14 protein-coding genes are annotated in these 21,107 nt (G+C 54.8%); 5 read left to right on the forward strand and 9 right to left on the reverse strand.

Going from position 1 to position 21,107, the window contains the following annotated elements:
- Positions 1–32: 32 nt before the first annotated feature.
- Positions 33–2,648 carry an aminopeptidase N gene (gene pepN / locus ETA_RS11720; RefSeq protein WP_012441839.1) on the reverse strand — a complete coding sequence of 872 codons (2,616 nt, stop codon included), beginning with the start codon at positions 2,646–2,648 and terminating at the stop codon, positions 33–35.
- Positions 2,649–2,910: 262 nt separating this feature from the next.
- Here pepN and pncB point away from each other — a divergent pair, with 262 nt between their 5' ends.
- The 4 genes from pncB to ETA_RS11740 all read left to right on the forward strand — a co-directional run bounded on the left by pncB (position 2,911) and on the right by ETA_RS11740 (position 8,509).
- Complete coding sequence (gene pncB, locus ETA_RS11725) at positions 2,911–4,116, forward strand: nicotinate phosphoribosyltransferase (protein ID WP_012441840.1); 1,206 nt, start codon at positions 2,911–2,913, stop codon at positions 4,114–4,116.
- Positions 4,117–4,283: 167 nt separating this feature from the next.
- A complete protein-coding gene (asnS, locus tag ETA_RS11730; RefSeq protein ID WP_012441841.1) occupies positions 4,284–5,684 on the forward strand; it encodes an asparagine--tRNA ligase in 1,401 nt (466 codons plus the stop codon).
- A gap of 299 nt (positions 5,685–5,983) precedes the next feature.
- Positions 5,984–7,087, forward strand: coding sequence for a porin OmpC (ompC, locus tag ETA_RS11735; protein ID WP_012441842.1), 1,104 nt, complete (start codon positions 5,984–5,986; stop codon positions 7,085–7,087).
- Positions 7,088–7,318: 231 nt separating this feature from the next.
- Entirely contained in the window at positions 7,319–8,509 is a 1,191-nt protein-coding gene (locus tag ETA_RS11740; RefSeq protein ID WP_012441843.1) for an amino acid aminotransferase, read from the forward strand.
- A 99-nt stretch (positions 8,510–8,608) separates the two neighbouring features.
- Here ETA_RS11740 and ETA_RS11745 read toward each other — a convergent pair whose 3' ends face one another.
- The 7 genes from ETA_RS11745 to cmoM form a co-directional block, all read right to left on the reverse strand.
- Positions 8,609–9,238, reverse strand: a complete 630-nt coding sequence (locus ETA_RS11745; protein WP_012441844.1) for an MBL fold metallo-hydrolase — start codon at positions 9,236–9,238, stop codon at positions 8,609–8,611.
- A 43-nt stretch (positions 9,239–9,281) separates the two neighbouring features.
- Positions 9,282–9,830 (reverse strand): YcbK family protein, encoded by a 549-nt coding sequence (locus tag ETA_RS11750; protein WP_012441845.1) that lies wholly within the window; start codon positions 9,828–9,830, stop codon positions 9,282–9,284.
- A gap of 177 nt (positions 9,831–10,007) precedes the next feature.
- Positions 10,008–11,846 carry a L,D-transpeptidase gene (gene ldtD / locus ETA_RS11755; RefSeq protein WP_012441846.1) on the reverse strand — a complete coding sequence of 613 codons (1,839 nt, stop codon included), beginning with the start codon at positions 11,844–11,846 and terminating at the stop codon, positions 10,008–10,010.
- A gap of 172 nt (positions 11,847–12,018) precedes the next feature.
- Positions 12,019–16,470: a chromosome partition protein MukB gene (gene mukB / locus ETA_RS11760; protein ID WP_012441847.1), complete on the reverse strand. Its 4,452-nt coding sequence runs from the start codon at positions 16,468–16,470 to the stop codon at positions 12,019–12,021.
- Positions 16,471–17,196, reverse strand: a complete 726-nt coding sequence (gene mukE / locus ETA_RS11765) for a chromosome partition protein MukE (RefSeq protein ID WP_042958995.1) — start codon at positions 17,194–17,196, stop codon at positions 16,471–16,473.
- Positions 17,177–18,499 carry a chromosome partition protein MukF gene (gene mukF / locus ETA_RS11770; RefSeq protein WP_012441849.1) on the reverse strand — a complete coding sequence of 441 codons (1,323 nt, stop codon included), beginning with the start codon at positions 18,497–18,499 and terminating at the stop codon, positions 17,177–17,179. The genes mukE and mukF overlap by 20 nt, the downstream gene beginning before the upstream one ends.
- Positions 18,492–19,280 carry a tRNA uridine 5-oxyacetic acid(34) methyltransferase CmoM gene (gene cmoM, locus ETA_RS11775; protein ID WP_012441850.1) on the reverse strand — a complete coding sequence of 263 codons (789 nt, stop codon included), beginning with the start codon at positions 19,278–19,280 and terminating at the stop codon, positions 18,492–18,494. The genes mukF and cmoM overlap by 8 nt, the downstream gene beginning before the upstream one ends.
- Before the next feature lie 127 nt (positions 19,281–19,407).
- Here cmoM and elyC point away from each other — a divergent pair, with 127 nt between their 5' ends.
- Entirely contained in the window at positions 19,408–20,196 is a 789-nt protein-coding gene (elyC, locus tag ETA_RS11780) for an envelope biogenesis factor ElyC (RefSeq protein WP_012441851.1), read from the forward strand.
- On the opposite strand, the gene ETA_RS11785 is transcribed toward elyC, so the two are convergent.
- Complete coding sequence (locus tag ETA_RS11785) at positions 20,173–21,066, reverse strand: YcbJ family phosphotransferase (RefSeq protein WP_012441852.1); 894 nt, start codon at positions 21,064–21,066, stop codon at positions 20,173–20,175. The genes elyC and ETA_RS11785 overlap by 24 nt on opposite strands.
- Positions 21,067–21,107 lie beyond the last annotated feature (41 nt).

Below are 21,107 nucleotides of genomic sequence, written 5' to 3' on the forward strand. Positions count from 1 at the left end.
GCCGTCGCCCATTTTCTTTTTCAATATTCCCGTCAGGCGCTCAACGCTTTGCTGATTTTCTCAAACAGATCGCCCGATAGCTTATCCAGGCCCTTCAACTGCTCAAGAGCCTGGCGCATCAGCCCCTGGCGGGTTTTATCATAGCGTTTCAGCCGGATCAGTGGCTCTATCATTCTTGCCGCCACCTGCGGATTACGCGTATTCAGATCGGTCAGGATCTCGACCAGCAGCTGATAGCCACTGCCGTCAACGGCATGGAACGCCCCTGGGTTCAGCTGCGTAAAGGCTCCGATCAGCGAGCGAACGCGGTTCGGGTTACTCAGGGTAAAGGAGCGGTGGTGCAGCAACGCCCGTACCTGCGTAACGACATCGTCCGCCGGGCTGCTGGCCTGGAGGGCAAACCATTTATCCATCACCAAACCATCATGATGCCAGCGGTTGTCAAACGCCGTCAGCAGTTCGTCACGGCAAGGCAGCTGCGCCGACACCGCCGCTGATAATGCGGCAACGGTATCTGTCATGTTGTTGGCATGATGATATTGCGCGCTAACCAGCTTATCCGCCAGTTCACTGTCAGCGAAAGCCAGGTAGCCCAGACAAACATTTTTTAGCGACCGCTTACCGATATCCGCATGTTCAATACGGTACTCCGCCGTCTGACTGGCGTGATAGACCGCCAGGAACTCATCGGCCAGCTCATTGGCCAGCGTGCGCACCAACGCCACACGTACCGTGGCAATCGCCTGCGGATCGATAGTGTCGAACAGCTCTGCTATCTCATTTTCTGCCGGCAGCGTCAGGATCAGAGCGATTAATGCCGCATCGCCCCCCTCTTCCAGCAGCACGGCGCGAAAAGCATCTGCGACATGCAGCGGAAGTGACAGCGGCTGTCCCTGCTGCTGGCGCGAAACGTTCAGCTTGATATAGTTCGCCATCAGGCTTTGCGCCGCGTCCCAACGCGCAAAGTCATTACGCGCATGACGCATCAGGAAAGTCAGCTGGGCATCGCTCCAGGGATAGTCCAGCTTCACCGGCGCGGAGAACTCACGCAGTAAAGAAGGCACCGGCTGGAAATAGACCTTATCAAAGACAAAGGTCTGGAACCCTTCGGTGACGTTAAGAACATGGTGCACCGGGTGACCATTATGCTGTAACGGGATCGCCTGACCTTCAGCATCGTACAGTTCGATATCCAGCGGAATGTGCAGCGGCAGCTTCTCTTTTTGATCGGCGGTCGACGGCGTCATCTGGGTAACGTGCAGCGTGTACTGCTCCAGCTCCGGGTTATAGTCGTCGCGGATTGACAGCACTGGCGTGCCGGACTGGCTGTACCAGCGGCGGAACTGCGACAAGTCGACGTTGGATGCCTCTTCCATCGCCTGAACAAAATCATCACAGGTGGCGGCGCTGCCGTCATGGCGTTCAAAATAGAGCTGAATACCCTTCTGGAAATTCTCTTCGCCCAGCAGGGTGTGCATCATGCGGATCACTTCTGAACCCTTTTCATATACCGTCAAAGTGTAGAAATTGTTCATTTCGATCACCTGCTCCGGGCGGATAGGGTGCGCCATCGGGCTGGCATCTTCGGCAAACTGTGAACCGCGCATCACGCGCACGTTATCAATACGGTTGACCGCACGCGAGCCAAGATCGGAGCTGAACTCCTGATCGCGGAACACCGTCAGCCCCTCTTTCAGGCTAAGCTGGAACCAGTCGCGACAGGTCACGCGGTTGCCGGTCCAGTTATGGAAGTACTCATGGCCGATCACTGCTTCAATTCCGAGATAATCTTTATCAGTGGCGGTTTCCGCTTTAGCCAACACATATTTGGCGTTAAAGACGTTCAGACCTTTATTCTCCATCGCGCCCATATTAAAGAAGTCGACGGCGACGATCATAAAGATATCGAGGTCATATTCCAGCCCGAAGCGCTCCTCATCCCATTTCATGCTGTTCTTCAGCGAGGTCATCGCCCAGTCAGCGCGATCGAGGTTGCCGCGATCGACGAAGATTTCCAGCGCCACATCGCGCCCGGAGCGCGTGATAAAGCTGTCGCGCAGCACATCAAAATCACCCGCCACCACGGCGAACAGATAGCAGGGTTTCGGGAAAGGGTCGTGCCATTTTACCCAGTGACGACCGTCTTCGAGCTGGCCGCCGTCCACGCGGTTACCGTTAGAGAGCAGATAGGGATAAAAAGCCTGAGCGGCGATGATCGTGGTGGTGAAACGCGCCAGTACGTCCGGGCGGTCAAGATACCAGGTTATATGGCGAAAGCCTTCTGCTTCACATTGGGTACAAAGAGCCTCGCCAGACTTGTACAACCCTTCCAGCGCAGTATTTTTATCCGGATGGATATTATTGACAATTTTCAGAGTGAAGGTTTCCGGCAGCTGTTGCAGCACCAGACAGCCCTCCTCCAGGTGGTAATGCGGCCAGACGCCATCATCAACGTGCAGCGATACCAGCGTCAGGTCTTCACCATCAAGACGCAGCTCGGCACCGCTGGCACCCAGCCGTTTAATCTGGCTGACCGCCGTCACCTGAGTGGTGCCGGCATCGAGATTAAACGTCAGATCGATATCGGTAATCGTATAATCAGGCGCCCGGTAGTCATGGCGGTTTTTAGCTTGCGGCAGTTGCGTCATAAGTCCTTCTCACGTCAGTAATAAGTTCACCCGTAAAGTCTATTCCTGTTATCGCCAGGTTGCCACGTTCAATCGCGCGCAATCGCGCTCATTAATGAAAAATATGCGGCGTGCCCAGCAAACGCTCTGTTTCTACTCAAGAAGGCTGCTCTAATTGTGCTGCGTTCAGGTTCAATAAATACGTATTCAGGTTATACTGCTGCGACTTTACTTTATTTGAACCAGGGATAACGCTCTTCGCCAGAGGATGCTGAAACGCGCCATGACACGACACGCTGCCCCGATCTTGACCACGCTTCTTGATACCGATGCCTATAAACTTCACATGCAGCAGGCTGTCTTTCATCGTTATTACGATGTGACGGTTACGGCTGAATTCCGCTGCCGGGGTGAGGATATGCTCGGCATCTACGCGGACGAGCTAGTCCAACAGATCGCGAACATGGCCTCGCTGACGCTGACTGATAACGAGTTTGCTTATCTTTCCAGCCTGCCGTTTTTCAAAACCGATTACCTCAACTGGTTACGTACCTTCCGCTACAATCCTGAGCAGGTTACGGTGCAGAACCTTCAGGGAAAACTGGATATTCGCATCAGCGGCCCCTGGCGCGAAGTCATCCTGTGGGAAGTGCCGCTGCTGGCACTTATCAGCGAAGTGGTTCACCGCCACCGCTCGCCGCAGATCACCCCGGAGCAGGCCGTCAGCCGGTTGAAAAGTAAACTGGAGCAGTTTAAACGGCTAACCTGTGACCTTGATATGTCGCGTTTTCGGCTGATGGACTTCGGCACCCGCCGTCGTTTTTCACACGATGTGCAGCTTGCCGTTGTCAGCACACTGAAGCAGGATTTCCCCTGGCTGGTCGGTTCCAGTAATTACGATATCGCACGTCGGCTAAATATCGCGCCGGTGGGAACCCAGGCGCACGAGTGGTTTCAGGCACATCAACAAATCAGCCCAACCCTGGAAAATTGCCAGCGGGCTGCGCTTCAGGCGTGGCTGGATGAATACCCCGACCGGCTGGGGATCGCCCTTACCGACTGTATTACCACGGACGCTTTTCTGCGCGATTTTGGCAGTGAGTTTGCCCATGCCTACCAGGGGCTGCGCCATGATTCTGGCGATCCCTTTGAATGGGGTGAAAAGGCGATTGCCCACTACCAGCAGCTGAACATTGACCCACTGAGCAAAACCTTGGTGTTTTCTGACAATCTCGATCTGGATAAAGCCGTGGGGTTGTACCGCCACTTTGAGCAGCGCATCAACGTGATCTTTGGCATTGGGACTCGTCTCAGCTGCGACATACCGCAGGTTAAGCCGCTGAATATCGTGATTAAGCTGGTTGAGTGCAACGGCAAACCGGTCGCCAAACTCTCGGACAGCCCCGGCAAAACCATTTGCCACGACAAAGCCTTCGTGCGCGCACTGCGCAAGGCGTTCGATCTGCCACGGGTGAAAAAAGCCAGCTAGTCCCAACCCCAGGGGGGAGAGCACATCTCTCCCCCTGGCTTACCCTGCCGAAGAAATCTCCTCTTACGCCAGAATTTCTCTTGTTTCTCATCCACTGACAAGTAACATAGCGATACCCTAAATTTGGGGTATTCCATTTCTATTCAGATTAATAGTGAGAGACTGATATGAGCGTTGTGCCTGTAGCGGATGTACTGCACGGCCGGGTAACGGTAGACAGTGAAGTCACCGTACGCGGCTGGGTGCGTACCCGGAGAGATTCGAAAGCCGGTATTTCCTTTATCGCCGTTTATGACGGTTCCTGCTTTAATCCGGTCCAGGCTGTCGTCAATAATTCTCTGAATAATTATCAGGATGAAGTATTACGCCTGACCACCGGCTGCTCGGTTGTCATTACGGGGAAAGTGGTTGAGTCACCGGGCGAGGGTCAAAGCTTTGAAATTCAGGCGACTCACGTCGAGGTGATCGGCTGGGTTGACGACCCGGATACCTATCCAATGGCGGCCAAACGCCACAGCATTGAATATCTGCGTGAAGTTGCGCACCTGCGCCCACGCACGAATCTGATTGGCGCGGTAGCACGCGTTCGCCATACTCTGGCACAGGCGCTGCATCGCTTCTTTGACGAACAGGGTTTCTTCTGGGTCTCTACCCCGCTGATTACCGCTTCTGACACTGAAGGTGCTGGCGAAATGTTCCGCGTTTCCACGCTGGATATGGAAAATCTGCCGCGTACGCCGGAAGGCAAAGTCAATTACGATGAGGACTTCTTCGGCAAAGAGGCGTTCCTGACCGTATCAGGCCAGCTGAATGGCGAAACCTACGCCAGCGCCATCTCGAAAATCTATACCTTTGGCCCGACCTTCCGCGCTGAAAACTCGCACACCAGCCGGCATCTGGCCGAATTCTGGATGCTGGAGCCGGAAATTGCGTTCGCCGACCTGGAAGATAACGCGGCACTGGCAGAAGCCATGCTGAAGTACGTTTTCAAAGCGGTCCTTACCGAACGCGCTGATGATATGGCTTTCTTCGCCGAGCGCGTAGACAAAGATGCGGTTTCGCGCCTGGAACGTTTTGTGACAACCGATTTCGCACAGGTTGATTACACCGAAGCTGTCGAGATCCTGCTCGCCTCCGGCCAGAAGTTTGAGAACCCGGTTTCATGGGGCATCGATCTCTCCTCTGAACACGAGCGCTACCTGGCGGAAAAACACTTTAAAGCTCCGGTAGTGGTTAAAAACTACCCGAAAGATATCAAGGCATTTTACATGCGCCTGAACGACGACGGCAAAACCGTGGCCGCTATGGACGTGCTGGCACCGGGCATTGGCGAGATCATCGGCGGCTCACAGCGTGAAGAACGTCTTGAGGTGTTAGATGCTCGTCTGGCAGAGATGGGGCTGAATAAAGAAGATTACTGGTGGTATCGCGATCTACGCCGTTACGGTACCGTACCCCATTCAGGATTTGGCCTCGGTTTCGAGCGATTAATCGCTTATGTCACCGGCGTACAAAATGTAAGAGATGTTATCGCCTTCCCACGCACCCCACGCAGCGCGACATTCTGATTTCTGCATTAAATATAAGAAATTCATATATATATTAAGGCCAGCCTCGCTGGCCTTTTTTTATTTTTGTAAAGTTAGATATGACTCACAAAGTTCCGTGATTATTACATTTTGAAATACATTTTTTCTAATTGTTACCAGAATAGGAGATTAGTAGCATTTTCGGGCTAGATTAACCGGGCTACGAATGGAAAGATGCCTTCAGACACAGGAAGACACCAAACTCTCTTCATGGTTCTGTAAAGAATTGTTGTCGGCAGTGGCAGGTGTCCAAATAACTCCAATGAGGGTAATAAAAAATGATGAAGCGCAACATTCTTGCAGTAGTGATCCCAGCTCTGTTGGCAGCAGGTGCGGCTAACGCTGCAGAAATCTATAACAAAGATGGCAACAAACTGGACCTGTACGGTAAAGTTGATGCGCGTCACCAGTTCTCTAAAAACACCGGCGAAGATGGCGATGAGTCTTACGTTCGTTTCGGCTTCAAAGGTCAAACCCAGATCACCGATCAGCTGACCGGTTACGGCCAGTGGGAATATAACGTGCAGGCAGACGTATCTGAAGCAGAAGGCACTTCAGGTTCTAAAACCCGCGTTGGCTTCGCCGGTCTGAAATTTGCTGATTACGGCGCATTCGATTATGGCCGTAACTACGGCGTGGGCTATGACCCACTGGCATGGACCGATATCCTGCCGGTATTCGGTGGTGACTCTGGCTACTCAGATAATGGCATGGTCGGTCGTTCCAACGGTCTGGCCACCTACCGTAACAGCAACTTCTTCGGTCTGGTTGATGGTCTCGACTTCGCTCTGCAATATCAGGGTAAAAACGAAGAGAGCGAAAACGGTCGTCAAATCAAGAAAGCAAATGGCGACGGCTGGGGCACCTCCGTTACCTATACCACCCCGGTTGGCGTAGCGGTATCTGCTGCTTACACCAAATCCGACCGTACCAACGGTCAGCGTGATGCCTACTTCGCAAACGGCAGCAAAACGGCTGAAACCTGGTCCACCGCGGTTAAATATGACGCCAACAACGTTTACCTGGCGGCGATGTACGGTGAAACCCGTAACAATACCTATATCGACGGCACCTTTGGTGATACAAAACTCAACGGCGCTGTAAACAAAGAGCAGAAATTCGAAGCGGTAGCGCAATACCAGTTCGACTTCGGCCTGCGTCCGTCTCTTGGCTACGTGCAGTCAGTAGGTAAGAAAATCGAGAACGTCGGTAAACAAGATCTGTACAAATACATCGACGTGGCTACCTACTACTACTTCAACAAAAACATGTCCACCTACGTTGATTATAAAATCAACCTGCTGGACGCAAACGACTTCACTCGTGCAACCGGCACGTCTACCGACAACACCGTTGGTGTTGGCCTGGTATACCAGTTCTAATAGCCGTCGTGCCGCAGTAAACCTGCGGCATCATGTGCATGATCCAACGGGGCTTCGGCCCCGTTTTTTATTGGCTTACCGTTTAAGATTTCGGCTAACGCCCTCCGATAATATTTTCATTTCCCGCGTTCAGACCTGACGTTTTTTTGACGCAAACGGTTGGTAATTTCTCCATTATGGCGGTAACCTGAGGCCACACTTCGCTTTAGATTAAGCTAACGGACTCCAATTATGTTTGAACGTATTGCAGCTGCACCCGCCGACCCTATTCTTGGCTTAGCCGATCTCTTCCGCACGGATGAACGTTTGGACAAGATCAACCTCGGTATCGGCGTGTATAAGGATGAAACCGGCAAAACGCCGGTACTGTCCAGCGTGAAAAAGGCTGAACAGTATCTGCTGGAAAACGAAACAACCAAAAATTACCTCAGTATTGACGGCATTGCCGATTTTGCTCGCTGCACGCAAGAACTGCTGTTTGGTACCGATAGCAAACTCATCGAAAGCCGGCGTGCACGTACGGCCCAAACGCCTGGCGGCACTGGCGCACTGCGTGTTGCAGCCGACTTTATCGCCACGCAGACCGGCGCAAAACGTGTCTGGGTTAGCAATCCAAGCTGGCCGAATCATCAGAACGTGTTTGCCGCCGCCGGTCTGGAAGTTCGTGAATACGCTTATTACGATGCAGCCAGCCACAAACTGGATTTCAACGGAATGCTGGACAGCCTGAATGCTGCCGAGGCCGGTGATATCGTTCTGTTCCACGGCTGCTGCCATAATCCGACTGGCATCGATCCGACGGCTGAACAGTGGGCGCAGCTGGCCGAGCTGTCGCTGGCTAAGGGATGGCTGCCGCTGTTTGACTTTGCCTATCAGGGTTTTGCTCGTGGTCTTGAGCAAGATGCTGAAGGTCTGCGTATCTTCGCAGCCAGCCATAAAGAACTGATCGTTTGCAGCTCATACTCGAAAAACTTTGGGCTATATAACGAGCGCGTCGGCGCATGCACCCTGGTTGCCAGCGATGCTGCCGTGGCCGATACGGCCTTCAGTCAGGTAAAAGCGACCATCCGTGCGAATTATTCCAATCCTCCCGCACATGGCGCTGCCGTGGTGGGGACTATCCTGAGCAACAGCGCTTTACGTACGGAGTGGGAGCAGGAGCTGACCAGCATGCGTGAGCGTATTCAGAGCATGCGCCAGCTTTTTGTGAGAACGCTGAAAGAGAAAGGGGCACAGGGTGATTTTAACTTTATCATTGCTCAAAACGGCATGTTTTCATTCAGCGGCCTGACGAAAGATCAGGTGATCCGCCTGCGCAACGAGTTTGGCGTCTATGCGGTAAACTCCGGGCGCGTTAACGTAGCAGGCATGACCGAAGATAATATGGCTCCGCTGTGTGAGGCAATTGTCGCTGTCCTGTAGCTGATTAACGGCAAGAACCGGCGTAACGCAGATATCCCCGGCGTCACCCCGAACGAGAACAGGCCTGCATATGCAGGCCTGTTCTCGTTTCGGCAGCCATTATTGCAGAAAAGGATTGCTGATACGTTCGCGCCCGAGCGTTGACATAGGCCCATGGCCGGGAATAAACGCGACGTCATCGCCGAGCGGCAGCAGCTTGCTGTGAATAGATGCTATCAGGTCGTCATGACTGCCTTGGGGGAAGTCTGAGCGCCCGACTCCACCGTTGAAAATCACATCGCCGGAGACCAGCAGACGACCTTCGCGGTCGAAAAACACAATATGCCCGGGCGTATGTCCGGAGCACAAAAGCACTTCCAGCTCGGTGTGACCCACATGCACACTTTCCCCCTCTTCCAGCCAACGGTTCGGGGTCAGCGGCGCACACTCGTCAAAACCAAACATCTGGCTTTGCTGCGGTAAACCGTCCAGCCAGAATTTATCCGCCTTGTGCGGGCCGATAATCGATACGTCATAATGCTCAGCCAGCTCGGCCGCAGCCCCAACATGGTCAAGATGACCGTGTGTCAGCAGGATTTGTTTGAGCGTTACGCCCAATGCAGCAATTTCAGTTTTGATTTTTTGCGCATCGCCGCCGGGGTCAACCAGTGCCGCATCACCCGTTTCAGGGCACCAGATCACTGAGCAATTCTGTGCGAATGCCGTGACCGGTATGATATGAAATTCCATAATACTCCGTTACCGGCCGCCACAGGACAGCCGGAATTTCAGCTTACCAGTGCCTGACCGGCCCGGTATCAATGTGCACAAAATTACTTTTTGGGTAGTAGCCAACACCACCGGAGCGCAGCGCAAGCGCGGCTTTACGGATGTTGCTCAACGTAATTCCTTCAATATGGAAGTCCATCGCCTGGCCCAAGGTGTGATAACTGTGTTTAGCCACGCCATCACCGTTTTCACGCAGCATATTGTTGGTTACCAGCGAACGGTAGCCGGAAATAAGCTGAACAGGTTTACGAGTATTGAGCAGAGCTTGCAAACGAGACAGCTGATCGAAAAGATGGGGGTCGATGCTTTTACTTTTATTGGCACGATAGTCTCGGAAAAAGTGGTTAAGACGTGCCAGTTCGGATTTATCGTAGGATTTGCCGTTGAAAAACTCGGTTTTGAGACTTTCACCGGTATGAAGATTATTCAGGGTCAGTATTCGGGGACGTGCGGTAGAGAGCGAGGCAAAAGCCTGGCCCGGTAAAAGTGCGACACCCAGGGCGGCTCCGCCCAGAGTCAACCACTTACGGCGATGAGAGTCGATTTTATCCATAAAGCTGCGTTACCTGGCTAAAAGGTTCGGAGTTGTGCATTGACTGCGCTGGCTGGAACATTACCGGGCGCGAAAACATCCGTCAACCCGGCCGTCAACGAAAAGGGCGTACGGGGTCACTTGCTGACCCAATACGCCCTTCCGCCGCCCTGCCTGGAACTTCTGGTTAATCAGGCATTAGAGTAATAATTGACCAGCCCGGACCAGTGCCTGAGTACCTGAACGCGCGGTGTAGTCATAATTGTAAATATCTGTACGAAACTGGGGTTGACCATCGTCTGCAACCCAGGCGGTCAGATAATAGAGGTTGACCGGGATGCGATGGCGAATAGACACGAAGCGGGTATCTCCCTCTTTCAGCGTGCTGGAAATACGCGTGTCGTTCCAACCCACATCCCGTAGCAGTAAATTGGCCAAATCGGAAGCGCGATTTACCCTCACGCAGCCTGAACTCAGGGCGCGTATATCTTTCTGGAACAGGCCGTGATTTGGCGTGTCGTGCAGATAGATAGCGTCAGAGCTTGGCATATTAAACTTGTAGCGTCCCAGGGAATTTGTGGGGCCAGGAGCCTGTCGGATCCGATAGGGGAAGGAAGCGGCAGAAACCATACTCCAGTCTATCATTGAAGGGTCAACCACCTGTGCCTCACTGCTCCAGCCTGAAAGCAGGGTGTATCCGTGCTTGTAGAGGTACGCCGGGTCCTGTTTCACCTTCGGAACGATATCTTTGCGTATTAGCGTGGTCGGCACGTTCCACGGTGGATTGAGCACCACATTGTTCAAAGCGCTACGCATCAATGGCGTTTTGCGATCCGGCCGCCCTACAATCACCCGCGATGCAAGGATTTCACGACCGTTCACGTAATACGCCAGCGAGTAATTCGGGATGTTCACCATAATGCCGTTGTGCATATCATCAGGAAGCAGACGCAGCCGCTGGATGTTCAACGCCAGCAGCGTAGCCCGCTGCTGTGGAGAGACATTCAACCATTCGCGGGTGCGCTGGCCAATCGCGCCATCAGCTTCCAGACCTTGCCAGCGCTGAAAACGTTTCAGTGCCTCCACCAGCTGGGGCGTATAGGTATTGGCCGCGTTGCCCAGCGCCGCCTGCACGTTGACGCCGTTTGCCGCTGTGGCATTGCCTGACGGGCCTGCGGAGGGGCTGACTACGCTATTGTTTTCAGCACCCTGCTGGGTGGCAACATCCGGCTGCACATTGTCATCATCGTGGATAAGTGGCGCATCAACAGCCCCAACAACCTCCGCCGCGAGTTTAGCCGGTTCATTATCTGATGACATCATGCCATTGCGTTGCAAAATATCGCGTAGCGCCGATACGTCGTTACTGATTTGCCCTGGACGCAGCGTCTGCTTATCAATGAGCTGCGGCCACGGACGGCCATCCGCCGTCAGCAGCGTTTTCAGCGCCTGGCGCATGCGCGCATACTGCGGATGTTGGGGAGCCAGTGACAATACAAACCCATTGAGGTTGTTCTGCGACAGGGCGCGCTGCCACTGATTAATCGCCATCGTTGATGGCGCTTCCATCCGGTAGGGAACATTACTGTACAGCCAGGTCTCACCTTTGCTCGGCACGTTGGAGGTAAACTGGAGATAACCCAACATGGCGTCAGACAACACCAGATCGCGGGCCAGGCCACTAATCGCGGGATCGGTCAGCTGCTTTACCCACTGTGCAAACTGCGGCTGAACGCCGGAGAGAGCCACCTCAGCCAGCTGCTGCTGGAACTGTCTGACCGCCTGGCGATCCTCCCACATAGGCTGCATACGATTGTTGGCGTACAGCGGGGAAAGATTTTTCAGGTAAAATAGCGTTGTCCCCTGAGGTAGAGCGGCAATGATCTGCTGCTGGCTTTGCGTCACGCTGACAGCAGGCACCGCCGGGGCGGAAACGGGCGGCGTACCGGCTACCGCGCCGGGTAAAGTGGCCAGCCCGGAAAGCAGGCAGCAACCCACCGCAAGCGCTTGTATAGATAATGATTTCTGCAGCGACATTCCCTGCTCCCTGTTTAAGTCAGCTTATTAAGAAAAAATAACGACTAATCGTTGTTATAAGTATACAAACAGAAAACGGCATTCGCCCGTTACGTGACAAATGCCGTTATTGAGAGTAATGCCCCGTTGGTTAATTTACCACTCGATAAACACTATTTTTTATCCTGCTCCACTAGTGTGCGCCAACATCCGCGCTCCCCGTTGCCGCACCCGGCTCAGCGGAAAAACCGCGCAGGCCAACCACATGCACATGTTCAGTATTATTAAACACTTTGCGCACGAGTTTGTAGGTTGTGCCTTTTTCGGGGCTGATGTTTTCGGGGGCGGCAATAATCAGCTGCATTTCCAGACGATCGCAGAGTTCAAACAGCGTGGCGATAGATTTAGCATCCAGACGCGCCGCCTCATCGAGGAACAGCAAACGACACGGCGAAATGTCCTTGCCGCGCAGTCGGCGTGACTCCTCTTCCCAGCTTTGCACCACCATCACCAGGATAGACATCCCGGTACCGATCGCCTCGCCGGTGGAAAGCGCACCACTTTCTGCACGCAGCCAGCCGTCGGAACCGCGGCTGACCTCCACTTCCATCTCAAGATAGTTGCGATAGTCGAGCAGCTCTTCGCCGATGGTTTGCGGCGTCCGCTGCCCCATATCAATCTGCGGATTCAGACGCTGATAAAGTTTCGCCAGCGCCTCGGAGAAGGTCAGACGATTACTTTTAAACAGATCCTGATGCTGCTCGTGCTGTTCCGACAAGACATCCAGCAGCGTTGAATGGGCTTCACGAACGTTAACATTCAGACGCACGCTCTTCACCTGACCAAAACTGACGGCCTGTAGCCCCTGGTTTAGCTGGCGGATGCGGTTCTGCTCGCGCTGTATCGTTTTACGAATAATATTCGACACGCTGCGCGAGCTGATAGCCAGAGTCTGCTCGCGGGCGGTTAGCTCCTCGGTCAGGCGGTTCAGCTCAATTTCCATCTGTTCAATCGCTTCCACCGGATCGTCGGTACGGATGATATCTTGACGAATACGTTCGCGCAGATGCTGGTATACGGCGATATAGAACTGAATTTTGCGCTCTGGTCGTTTGGGATCTTCGGACAGGCGCAGCACATCACGCAGATGTTCATTATCTGCCACCGCCAGACGCAACGCTCCCAACGCTTTATCGGACATCGAGCGCAGCTCGTCACCGCCCAGATAGGCCAGTTCGCGGCGGTGCAGACGGCGTTCGACGCCATTGTCCTTCACCATTCGCAGCACCGTGACCCAGCCAGCCTTAGCGCTGACAACCTGCTCACGGCCCTGCTGGTAATCGCGTTCAAGACGACGCAGCTTTTTCTGCAGCGCGTCCATTTCGGCCTCGCAGAACGTCAGCTGTTTTTCCAGCTGATTACGGCGCGCGCGGTTGTTGCTCAACGCACCGTAGAGTTCATCACGGCGCAAACGCGCACGCTGTTCGGCGCTGGCATCGGCGTGCACGCCAATATCCTGCATCTCCTGCTGTAGCTCTTTCAACATATCGCGTTTGGCATCAAACGAGCTTTTTAGCGAGGCCAGTACCTGCGAATACTGGGTGAGCTGCGACTGATGCTGGCGCAGCTGCTCGCGTGCACGTGCGCGCTCGGCCTCGGCCTGCTCCAGGCGCTGGCGCAGTTTTTCATTCAGATCGCTGGTGCCATTCAGCATGCCCGCCGAATCGATATAGCCAAAGTGCGCCCGGCGCTGCACCACTTCCGTCAGGGCAAACGCCTGCTGGCGCGCATCACGCTGCTGCTGCTGTGCCTGCTGGTAGTCCAGCGTGAGTTGCTCATGCTGCTCCGGATCACTTTGCAGAACGGCCAGGATAGGTTCCAGCCTGGCGAGCTGTGCGCCGTGCTGCTGCACAAAGCGTGTGGCTTCCTGCGCTTCGGCCAGCCTTTCCTGAATCTCCTCGTGGCGGTCCTGTAGCGTATCATCCAGCAACAGACTAACGCGTGGCAGCAGGCGGTTTAGCTGGGATACGCCCTCTTTGGCCTGTTCATACTGCTGGCGCTGCTGCTGGTTTTCGCTTTCATGATTGTTCAGCTCACGCTCGACTTCATTACGGCGGCCGTTAAGCTGACGTAATGCCGCTTCAGGATCGGGTTCAAAAGCCACGCCGATATGGCTGCCGATAAACCGGCTGAACGACTGGTGCAGTCGCTGAATTTTCTGCACGTCAAATGACAGGGTGGCAAAACGTTCGGCCAGCGTTTCACGCTCGGCACGCAATACTTCCAGCTGGTTTTCACGCGCGGCTCGGCCAAAAAGGGGAACTTTAGGGAAACGTGAATAGCGCCACTGGCGGTCACCCGCCTTGACGACCACCGCTTTCGCCAGTTCTTCAACATTAAATACGCTGTCATCAAACGACTGCGGGTCGCCTTCTATCAGGTAGAGATCTTCCGGGCAATCGTCCAGGCCATCAAGCTGCTCACGGATCAACGACAGGTCAGGCACCACGATCGCATGGCGCGCCGGTCCATACAGCGCCGAAAAATAGGGGGCATCATCAATGGTAACATCGTCATAAATTTCCGACAGCAGCACGCCGCCAAAACGTTCCGCAAGGTGGTTCAGACGGGCGTCTTCCGATCCCCCGGGCTGGCTAAGGCGCTCAATCTGCCGCTCGATCTCGCGCTTACGCGCCGCGATGTCGTCGCGCTCTACCGTGGTTTCGCGCTCACGCTCCAGCAGCTGCTGCATAAACTCGGTAACCTGCTGGCTGTTTTCCAAAGCCTGCCCGGTTTGTTCACCCAGCTGGGAGAGGATCTCCTGCGCTGCCAGCCACTGCGGAGCCTGCTTCGTCAGGCGCGCAATACGTTCGCGCAGCTGTTCCAGCTCCTGGCGCAACGTCATGCGCCGCTCGCCGGCATCGGCCACGCTTTCATTAAGCAGTTCGATCTGCGCCTCAAGCTCGGCCTGTAAATTTTCCAGATCGGCGGCGTCCACCTGCTGGCCGTATCGTTTACAGAAATCGCTCAGCAGACGTTCAGCATCCTGCTGTTCGCGTAAACGCTGCCCCAGCTCGCTCACGCGACTGCGTAACGGCTCCAGCTGTTCGGCGTGGTAGCGCTGGTTACCGGCATCGCGCAGCACATCGCGCCCCACCTGCCATGCGTCACTACGACTGACCGGGCCAGCAATACGGGTCACCAGCTCATATGCCTGCTCGAACTGGCTGTGCGCGGCCTGCGCCACGCTCATTTTCTGCTCCAGCATCAGCAGTTTGTCGGTTGCTTCCAGCTCTTTCGCCTGGAAAGTTTCCTGCCACTCTTCGGCATTGTCGACGCTAAGATCGCGCAGCTGACAGATATCCTGAGCGCGCTGTAACGCCTGTAGCGCCTGCTGATATTGGATGGCGCGGGTCTGCTGCACGTCCAGCGCCTGCTGATAGTCAGCCAGCTGGCTTTTCAGCTCGTCGACCTCCAGCTCGGCGGCCTCGCTGCGCGCTTCGTTGTCTTCCTGCACTTCGCGCGCTTCCGCCACGACTTCATTCTGTTCTTCAAGGCGGAAGGTCAGCTCTTCAAGATCGGCATCATAGCGGTCAATCTTTTCCTGCTGGCGCAAAGCGGTCTGCACCAGGTTCAGATGATCGCTGGCACCCTGATAATCGGTTTCCAGATCGCTTTCGGCCGCATTATGTTCTGCCAGCTCACGCGCCATTTCGATATGCCGATACTGTTCGCTGGCGCGCTGCTTGCGGCTGGTAAAAAGTTCGTTACGCAGCAGCAGCGCGGCGTCAAGATGAATACGCCGCTCGTTGGCGTGACGCATGTAGTCAGCCGATACGTAGTTGGTGGCTTCTGATATCAGATGTTTAAACAGATCGCGATCGGACTGGGTGACGCGGATCGCTTCCAGCGTCATGCGGTTTTCACGCAGCGCCGCCTCCATATCCTGGAACGCTTTGCGCACGCCGCCGTTTTCCGGCAGAAGATAGTCACGCAGCGAGCGGGTGATCGCGCTGGAAATGCCGCCGTACAGGGAGGCTTCAATCAGGCGGTAGTATTTGCTGCGGTCGGCAGCGGTGCGCAGGCGGCGCGCCACAATCCCCAGGTCAAACATCACCGAGTGGTAGTCCGTAATGGAGTTGTACTGCTTAAACTGCACGCTCTCCATCGCCTCAAACTTCTCTTTCAACTCGCTCAGCGGCAGTACGCGCGCATGGCGAGCACTGACCGATTCGGTCAAAATTTCGGTGGGGTTAATCGCCGTCGGCAGACCGTGAATACTGAACGGTTTGATATCAACCTTGCGGTCACGCCCAGCAATCTGTTGCAGACGTACGCCGACGATCACGCGCTGATGAAGTGAGTTAACCACGTCCAGCGCCGCATAACACACGCCGGGCCGCAGCTTTCCGTGCAGCCCTTTATCACGTGAGCCGGAGGTCGCGCCCGCCTCGGTCGTGTTACGAAAGTGTAACAGCGTCAGGTCGGGGATCAGCGCGGTAATAAACGCCGCCATGGTGGTTGATTTGCCGGCGCCGTTACCGCCTGAGAGTGTCGTCACCAGCTCATCAAGATCAAAGGTACGGGCGAAAAAACCGTTCCAGTTAATCAGCGTCAGTGAGCGAAATTTTCCACGTTCGATCATTTACTCATCCTCCACACTGTCCGGCGCGCTGTTTTTCGCTTCATTATCACCCTCTTCGCTGTCATCGTTCAGTGTCAGGCCGCCGTCAAGCTGCATCGCTTCACCATCACGGATCATCCGCAGCTGCGCATCACGCGCATCGTCACCGCTGCGAACATCGGCCCCGAAGCGAAATACCGACTCGGTAATGCGAAATTTGCTGCTGTCGTTACCCATAAACCACACCATCCCCAGGCGGCGCAGGCGGTTTAATGACGCGCGCATCTTTTCCTGTAGTTTCTGGCGGTCGAGGTCAGAACCGGTGGAGCGCTGGTTTACCAGCTTCAGCAAGCGACCTTCATCGGCCAGAGACATCAGCTCGTCGTGCAGCTCCTGCTGGCTGAAAATCCCTTCATTGGCCAGGCGTTCAGGGCTGAGATAGAGATAGCAAAGAATTTTCCCCACCATCATGTCCAGCTCGGAAAGCACCGAACGCGGGATAAGCGTGGTCGAGCGCGGACGCAGGTAGAAAAAGCCTTCCGGCGCACGGATCAGTTCTACGTTGTAGCGGGCATAGAACTCTTCCAGGAACTCCTGGTAGTCCATCAGAAAGGCGTGATTATCCAGCTCTTCAATACCGATATGACGCCCGGCACGCAGCTGGCTATCCAGGGCCGGAAAAATCGGGCTGGCCAGCGCCTGTGCCAGTCTGACCGGCATCACTTGTTCAATATTTGTCGATGACATGTGCCTGCACCTTGGCTCCGTAATCATTAATAGCCTGCCACTGAGCAGCCAGGCCGGAGAAATCTGCTTCGGCCACGCCTAAGCGTACGGCCTGATCGACAACAATGCGCGCCACGTCGAAGTGACGAATGCGCGGATATTGTGTCAGGTAATCGCGCATCACCGCGCCGAGATCCAGCGGCTTTTGCTGCGTTTTATAGTCAGCCAGCGCTTCTTCGATCATCGCCGCCAGCTGCTCACGAATTTCATTGAACTCTTCGTATTCCAGCTCGGAAGGCAGTTCACCCGTCACCTCTTCATTGCGTAACACCAGCTCTTCATCACGCATCTCATAGAGGCGTTCGGCGTTCGCGTAGGTCAGGGCCCACGGCATATCGAAGTAGTTTTGCACCGACAGGCGCAGTCTCTGGGCAAACACGCGGTTCTTATCCATATCGATGGCGGTACGGATAAATTTATGAACGTGACGGTCGTAGCCGATCCACAGGTCTATGGCCTGTTGGCCCCAGCTGATAATCCGGTCAAGCTTGTTTTGCAGGTCAAAGACCAGCTTATCGACAAAGCCGAGATCCGGGCTGCTCATGGTGGCATCCTGGATTCGCAGCAGGTTAGCCTGAAGCTTATCCCCTGCGGCTTCCAGCGTATCCTGCAATTCACGCAGCGTGCCGGAGGTTTCGTTCAGCAGCAGCTCGCAGCTGGAGATGGCGGCGCGCCAGTCTTTATTCAAAAGCTGCGCAATATCGTCTTTCACCGCCTGCTGCTGCTCATCCATTATGCGCTGGGTGATATCAATACTGTCGAAAATCTCCGCCACCGAATATTTTAACGGTGCGAACACGTTGCGATGCCAGTGAAACTCATCGCCATCTTCCTCGGCGGCATCTGCTGCACGCTTCAGCTCACCGGCGACGATAGACAGCTGCATTGACAAACGCAGGGTGGAAAACTCGCGCTGACGAATATAATAGTCGGTAATACCGATAGCCAGCGGCGTCAAACGGTAGATGGCATGACCTTCAGAGTGTTCACTGGTAAAGCGATTCAGCAGGCGCTGACGCACCATGTCATTGATGGCATTGTTGGCGCGAACCACTATCGTTTCGCTGGTTTGCTCAAATCCTTCGCTGACGTGGCGAAACGCATCAATGAGCTCGCCCTCACTCATTTCCCCATCCATGCGCTCACCGTTGAGGGTGGCGATCGCCAGCAAAAAGGCCAGACGCTCGGTCGGCAACGAGACGGAAAAATCATTTTTTCGCGCCCAGGCCACCAGTTCAGGTACTGTCTGGGAAAAATCACTCATAGTTCGTCTGCCTTATGGGTTTCCGCGCGGTAACGTGGATGTAACGCCCTAAACTTAAAAATGGCTCCTGGCGGCAATACTGCTTCTCCAGGGCCAGCACCTCATCAAACCGATCGCTTTGTTTGCTTTTATCACGCAGATAGTCATGGAAAACCCGAATGCCGGTTTTATGTTCAATGACGAATCCGCATGCTTCCAGCCAGGCATAAACCTGCTGCGGATCGCGTGGGTAGTCGGGAGATAGCGTTTTCTTTTTGCGTTTATTCAGCCCCGCCTGCAAATAGCCGAAGTTGCCCAGTACCATCGTTTGCATCAGCAGGCCGTTCAGGTTGTAAAACATTAGCGACAGGACGCCGCCTGGCTTAAGCGCCTGATATAATTCGGTTAATGCCTGCTGCGGTTCCGCTATCCATTCCAGCACCGCATGAAACAATACCAGATCGACCGGCTCAGCCAAATGCTGGTTAATCTGCTGAGCGCCAATCTGTTTGAACTGCATGTTATCACTCACGCCCTTCTGTTGAGCAAGACGCTGAGCGCGCGCCAACATTTCTTGTGAAACATCGCACAAAAGCACCTGGTGCCCACGCGCTGCAATACCGCACCCGGTTTGCCCCTCGCCACCTCCGGCATCCAGCACCGATAGCTGCCCGGCTGGATACGTGCTTAACAGCGCATCCAGATCCTGCCAGAGGATCGCCTGGCGAATGCGTCCTTTCGTGGTGCCGTAAATGTTCTGCGAGAATTTTTCGGCGATATCATCAAAATTGCGATCCTGCATTCAGGCAGCTCCGGCTTTCAGGGCGTGATTCAGCGAGGTATTTTGGCATACACTGGCAAATAATGAACCTTTCAGTCGCGGCTTTACGCCTGGATGATGTTTTTTCGGACAAAAAGAGGCCAGCTTCATGTTTTTTACCCTAAAAAAAATTATTGGTGGCCTGCTGCTTCCGCTACCCATCCTGCTGTTAATCATGGGGCTGGGACTTTGCCTGCTCTGGTTCAGCCGCTGGCAGAAAAGCGCCAGAACGCTTATCTCCGTGGCCTGGCTGGTTTTATTACTTATCAGCCTGCAACCGGTTGCCGACAGGCTTCTGGCCCCGCTGGAAAACCGCTACCCCAGCTGGCACAATCAGCAGCCGCTGGATTATATCGTGGTGCTTGGCGGCGGTTATACCTGGAATCCGCAATGGGCACCCAGCTCCAACATGCTGAATAACAGCCTGCCTCGTCTGGCCGAAGGTATCCGCATCTGGCACGAAAATCCGCGAGCAAAACTGATTTTTACCGGGGGGAAAGCCCAGGGCAATCCGTTAAGTTCTGCCGCAGTCACCGCCAATACGGCACGATCCCTCGGCATCCCCGACGGGGCAATGATCATTCTTGACAGGCCGCGCGATACTGAACAGGAGGCGCATGAAGTCGCAAAAATTGTCACTAACCGCCCCTTCGCGCTGGTAACGTCCGCCAATCATCTGCCCCGAGCCATGCTTTATTTCCAGCAGGAGGGATTACAGCCCTGGCCTGCGCCTGCCAATCAGTTAGCTATTGCTTCGCCGCTTAACCTCTGGGAGCGCGTGCTGCCATCCTCATTCTGGCTCGGCCACAGTGAACGCGCGCTGTATGAAAGTATCGGGCGTATGTGGCAGTGGCTGAAGCAGCCAGAGGCATCTTCAGGGGATCCACGGCAGCAGTGAATCCGCGGCGAGCCTGAACCGTGCGCTGTCAAACGGCTCACGGTGGACGAGGTGCGCCGCTTCTTCCCAGAGAATATACAGCCAGCGGCGGGCAGCAAACCCCTCTGCTACCGGCGCAGATTGCAAATACTCACCAAGCACTTCATCACCCGTTCCGGTTTCACACAGTGGGTACAGTTCAAATTCACGCGGGGCCCACTGAACCGGGCCAGGATTAACCATTGCCAGTAGACGATCGCTGCTGGCTTCTCTAAGCATGTTGTTCAACGTGAGATTTCCGTGTACCAACACGCAGGGATCGTTAAAGCCCGCGAACAGCGCGCCCACACAGGCGCGGCTGCGGAATAATATCTGCCGATCTTCCATCTTCAGCCTGGTCGGACGCATATAGTTAAGGCTGGCCCATAACACCTCTATACGCTGCGCATACCAGGCGGGCCAGCTATTCTGCTGAGTGCTGTCTACGTTACCGACCAGGCCCTTACTCTCTATGCGATGCCAGGAGAGTAGCCCCGCCACGACCTGCTCGCGCAGCTGGCGCCAGCGGTCCGGAGCACGCATGGGTATATCAAGCGGAAAGCCGCTTATTCGCTCGATCAGTAAAACTTCATGTCGTGGCATCTGCTGGCTGATAACCAGACCATAAACTATCGGAACGCGCACTTTCCCTTCACGCGCCAATATCGACAGCTTGTGCGCTTCCTGGGCGGCGGCACCCTGCACTCTGAAATACCGGGCCACGAGCGGCAGCGCATGGCCGCCGTCGTCATAAAGGGTATACAGGCTGGCATAGGGCTGCTGGCTAATGCATTCAACCCGACTGATGGGTTCACCCAGTACCAGCGCCAGTTCAGAACGCAGTAGTTCCATCTTTGTTTCTCACTGGCAAGAAGCTATATGATGGCGCGGCG

The sequence above is a fragment of the Erwinia tasmaniensis Et1/99 genome, from assembly GCF_000026185.1.
Lineage (GTDB): Bacteria > Pseudomonadota > Gammaproteobacteria > Enterobacterales > Enterobacteriaceae > Erwinia > Erwinia tasmaniensis.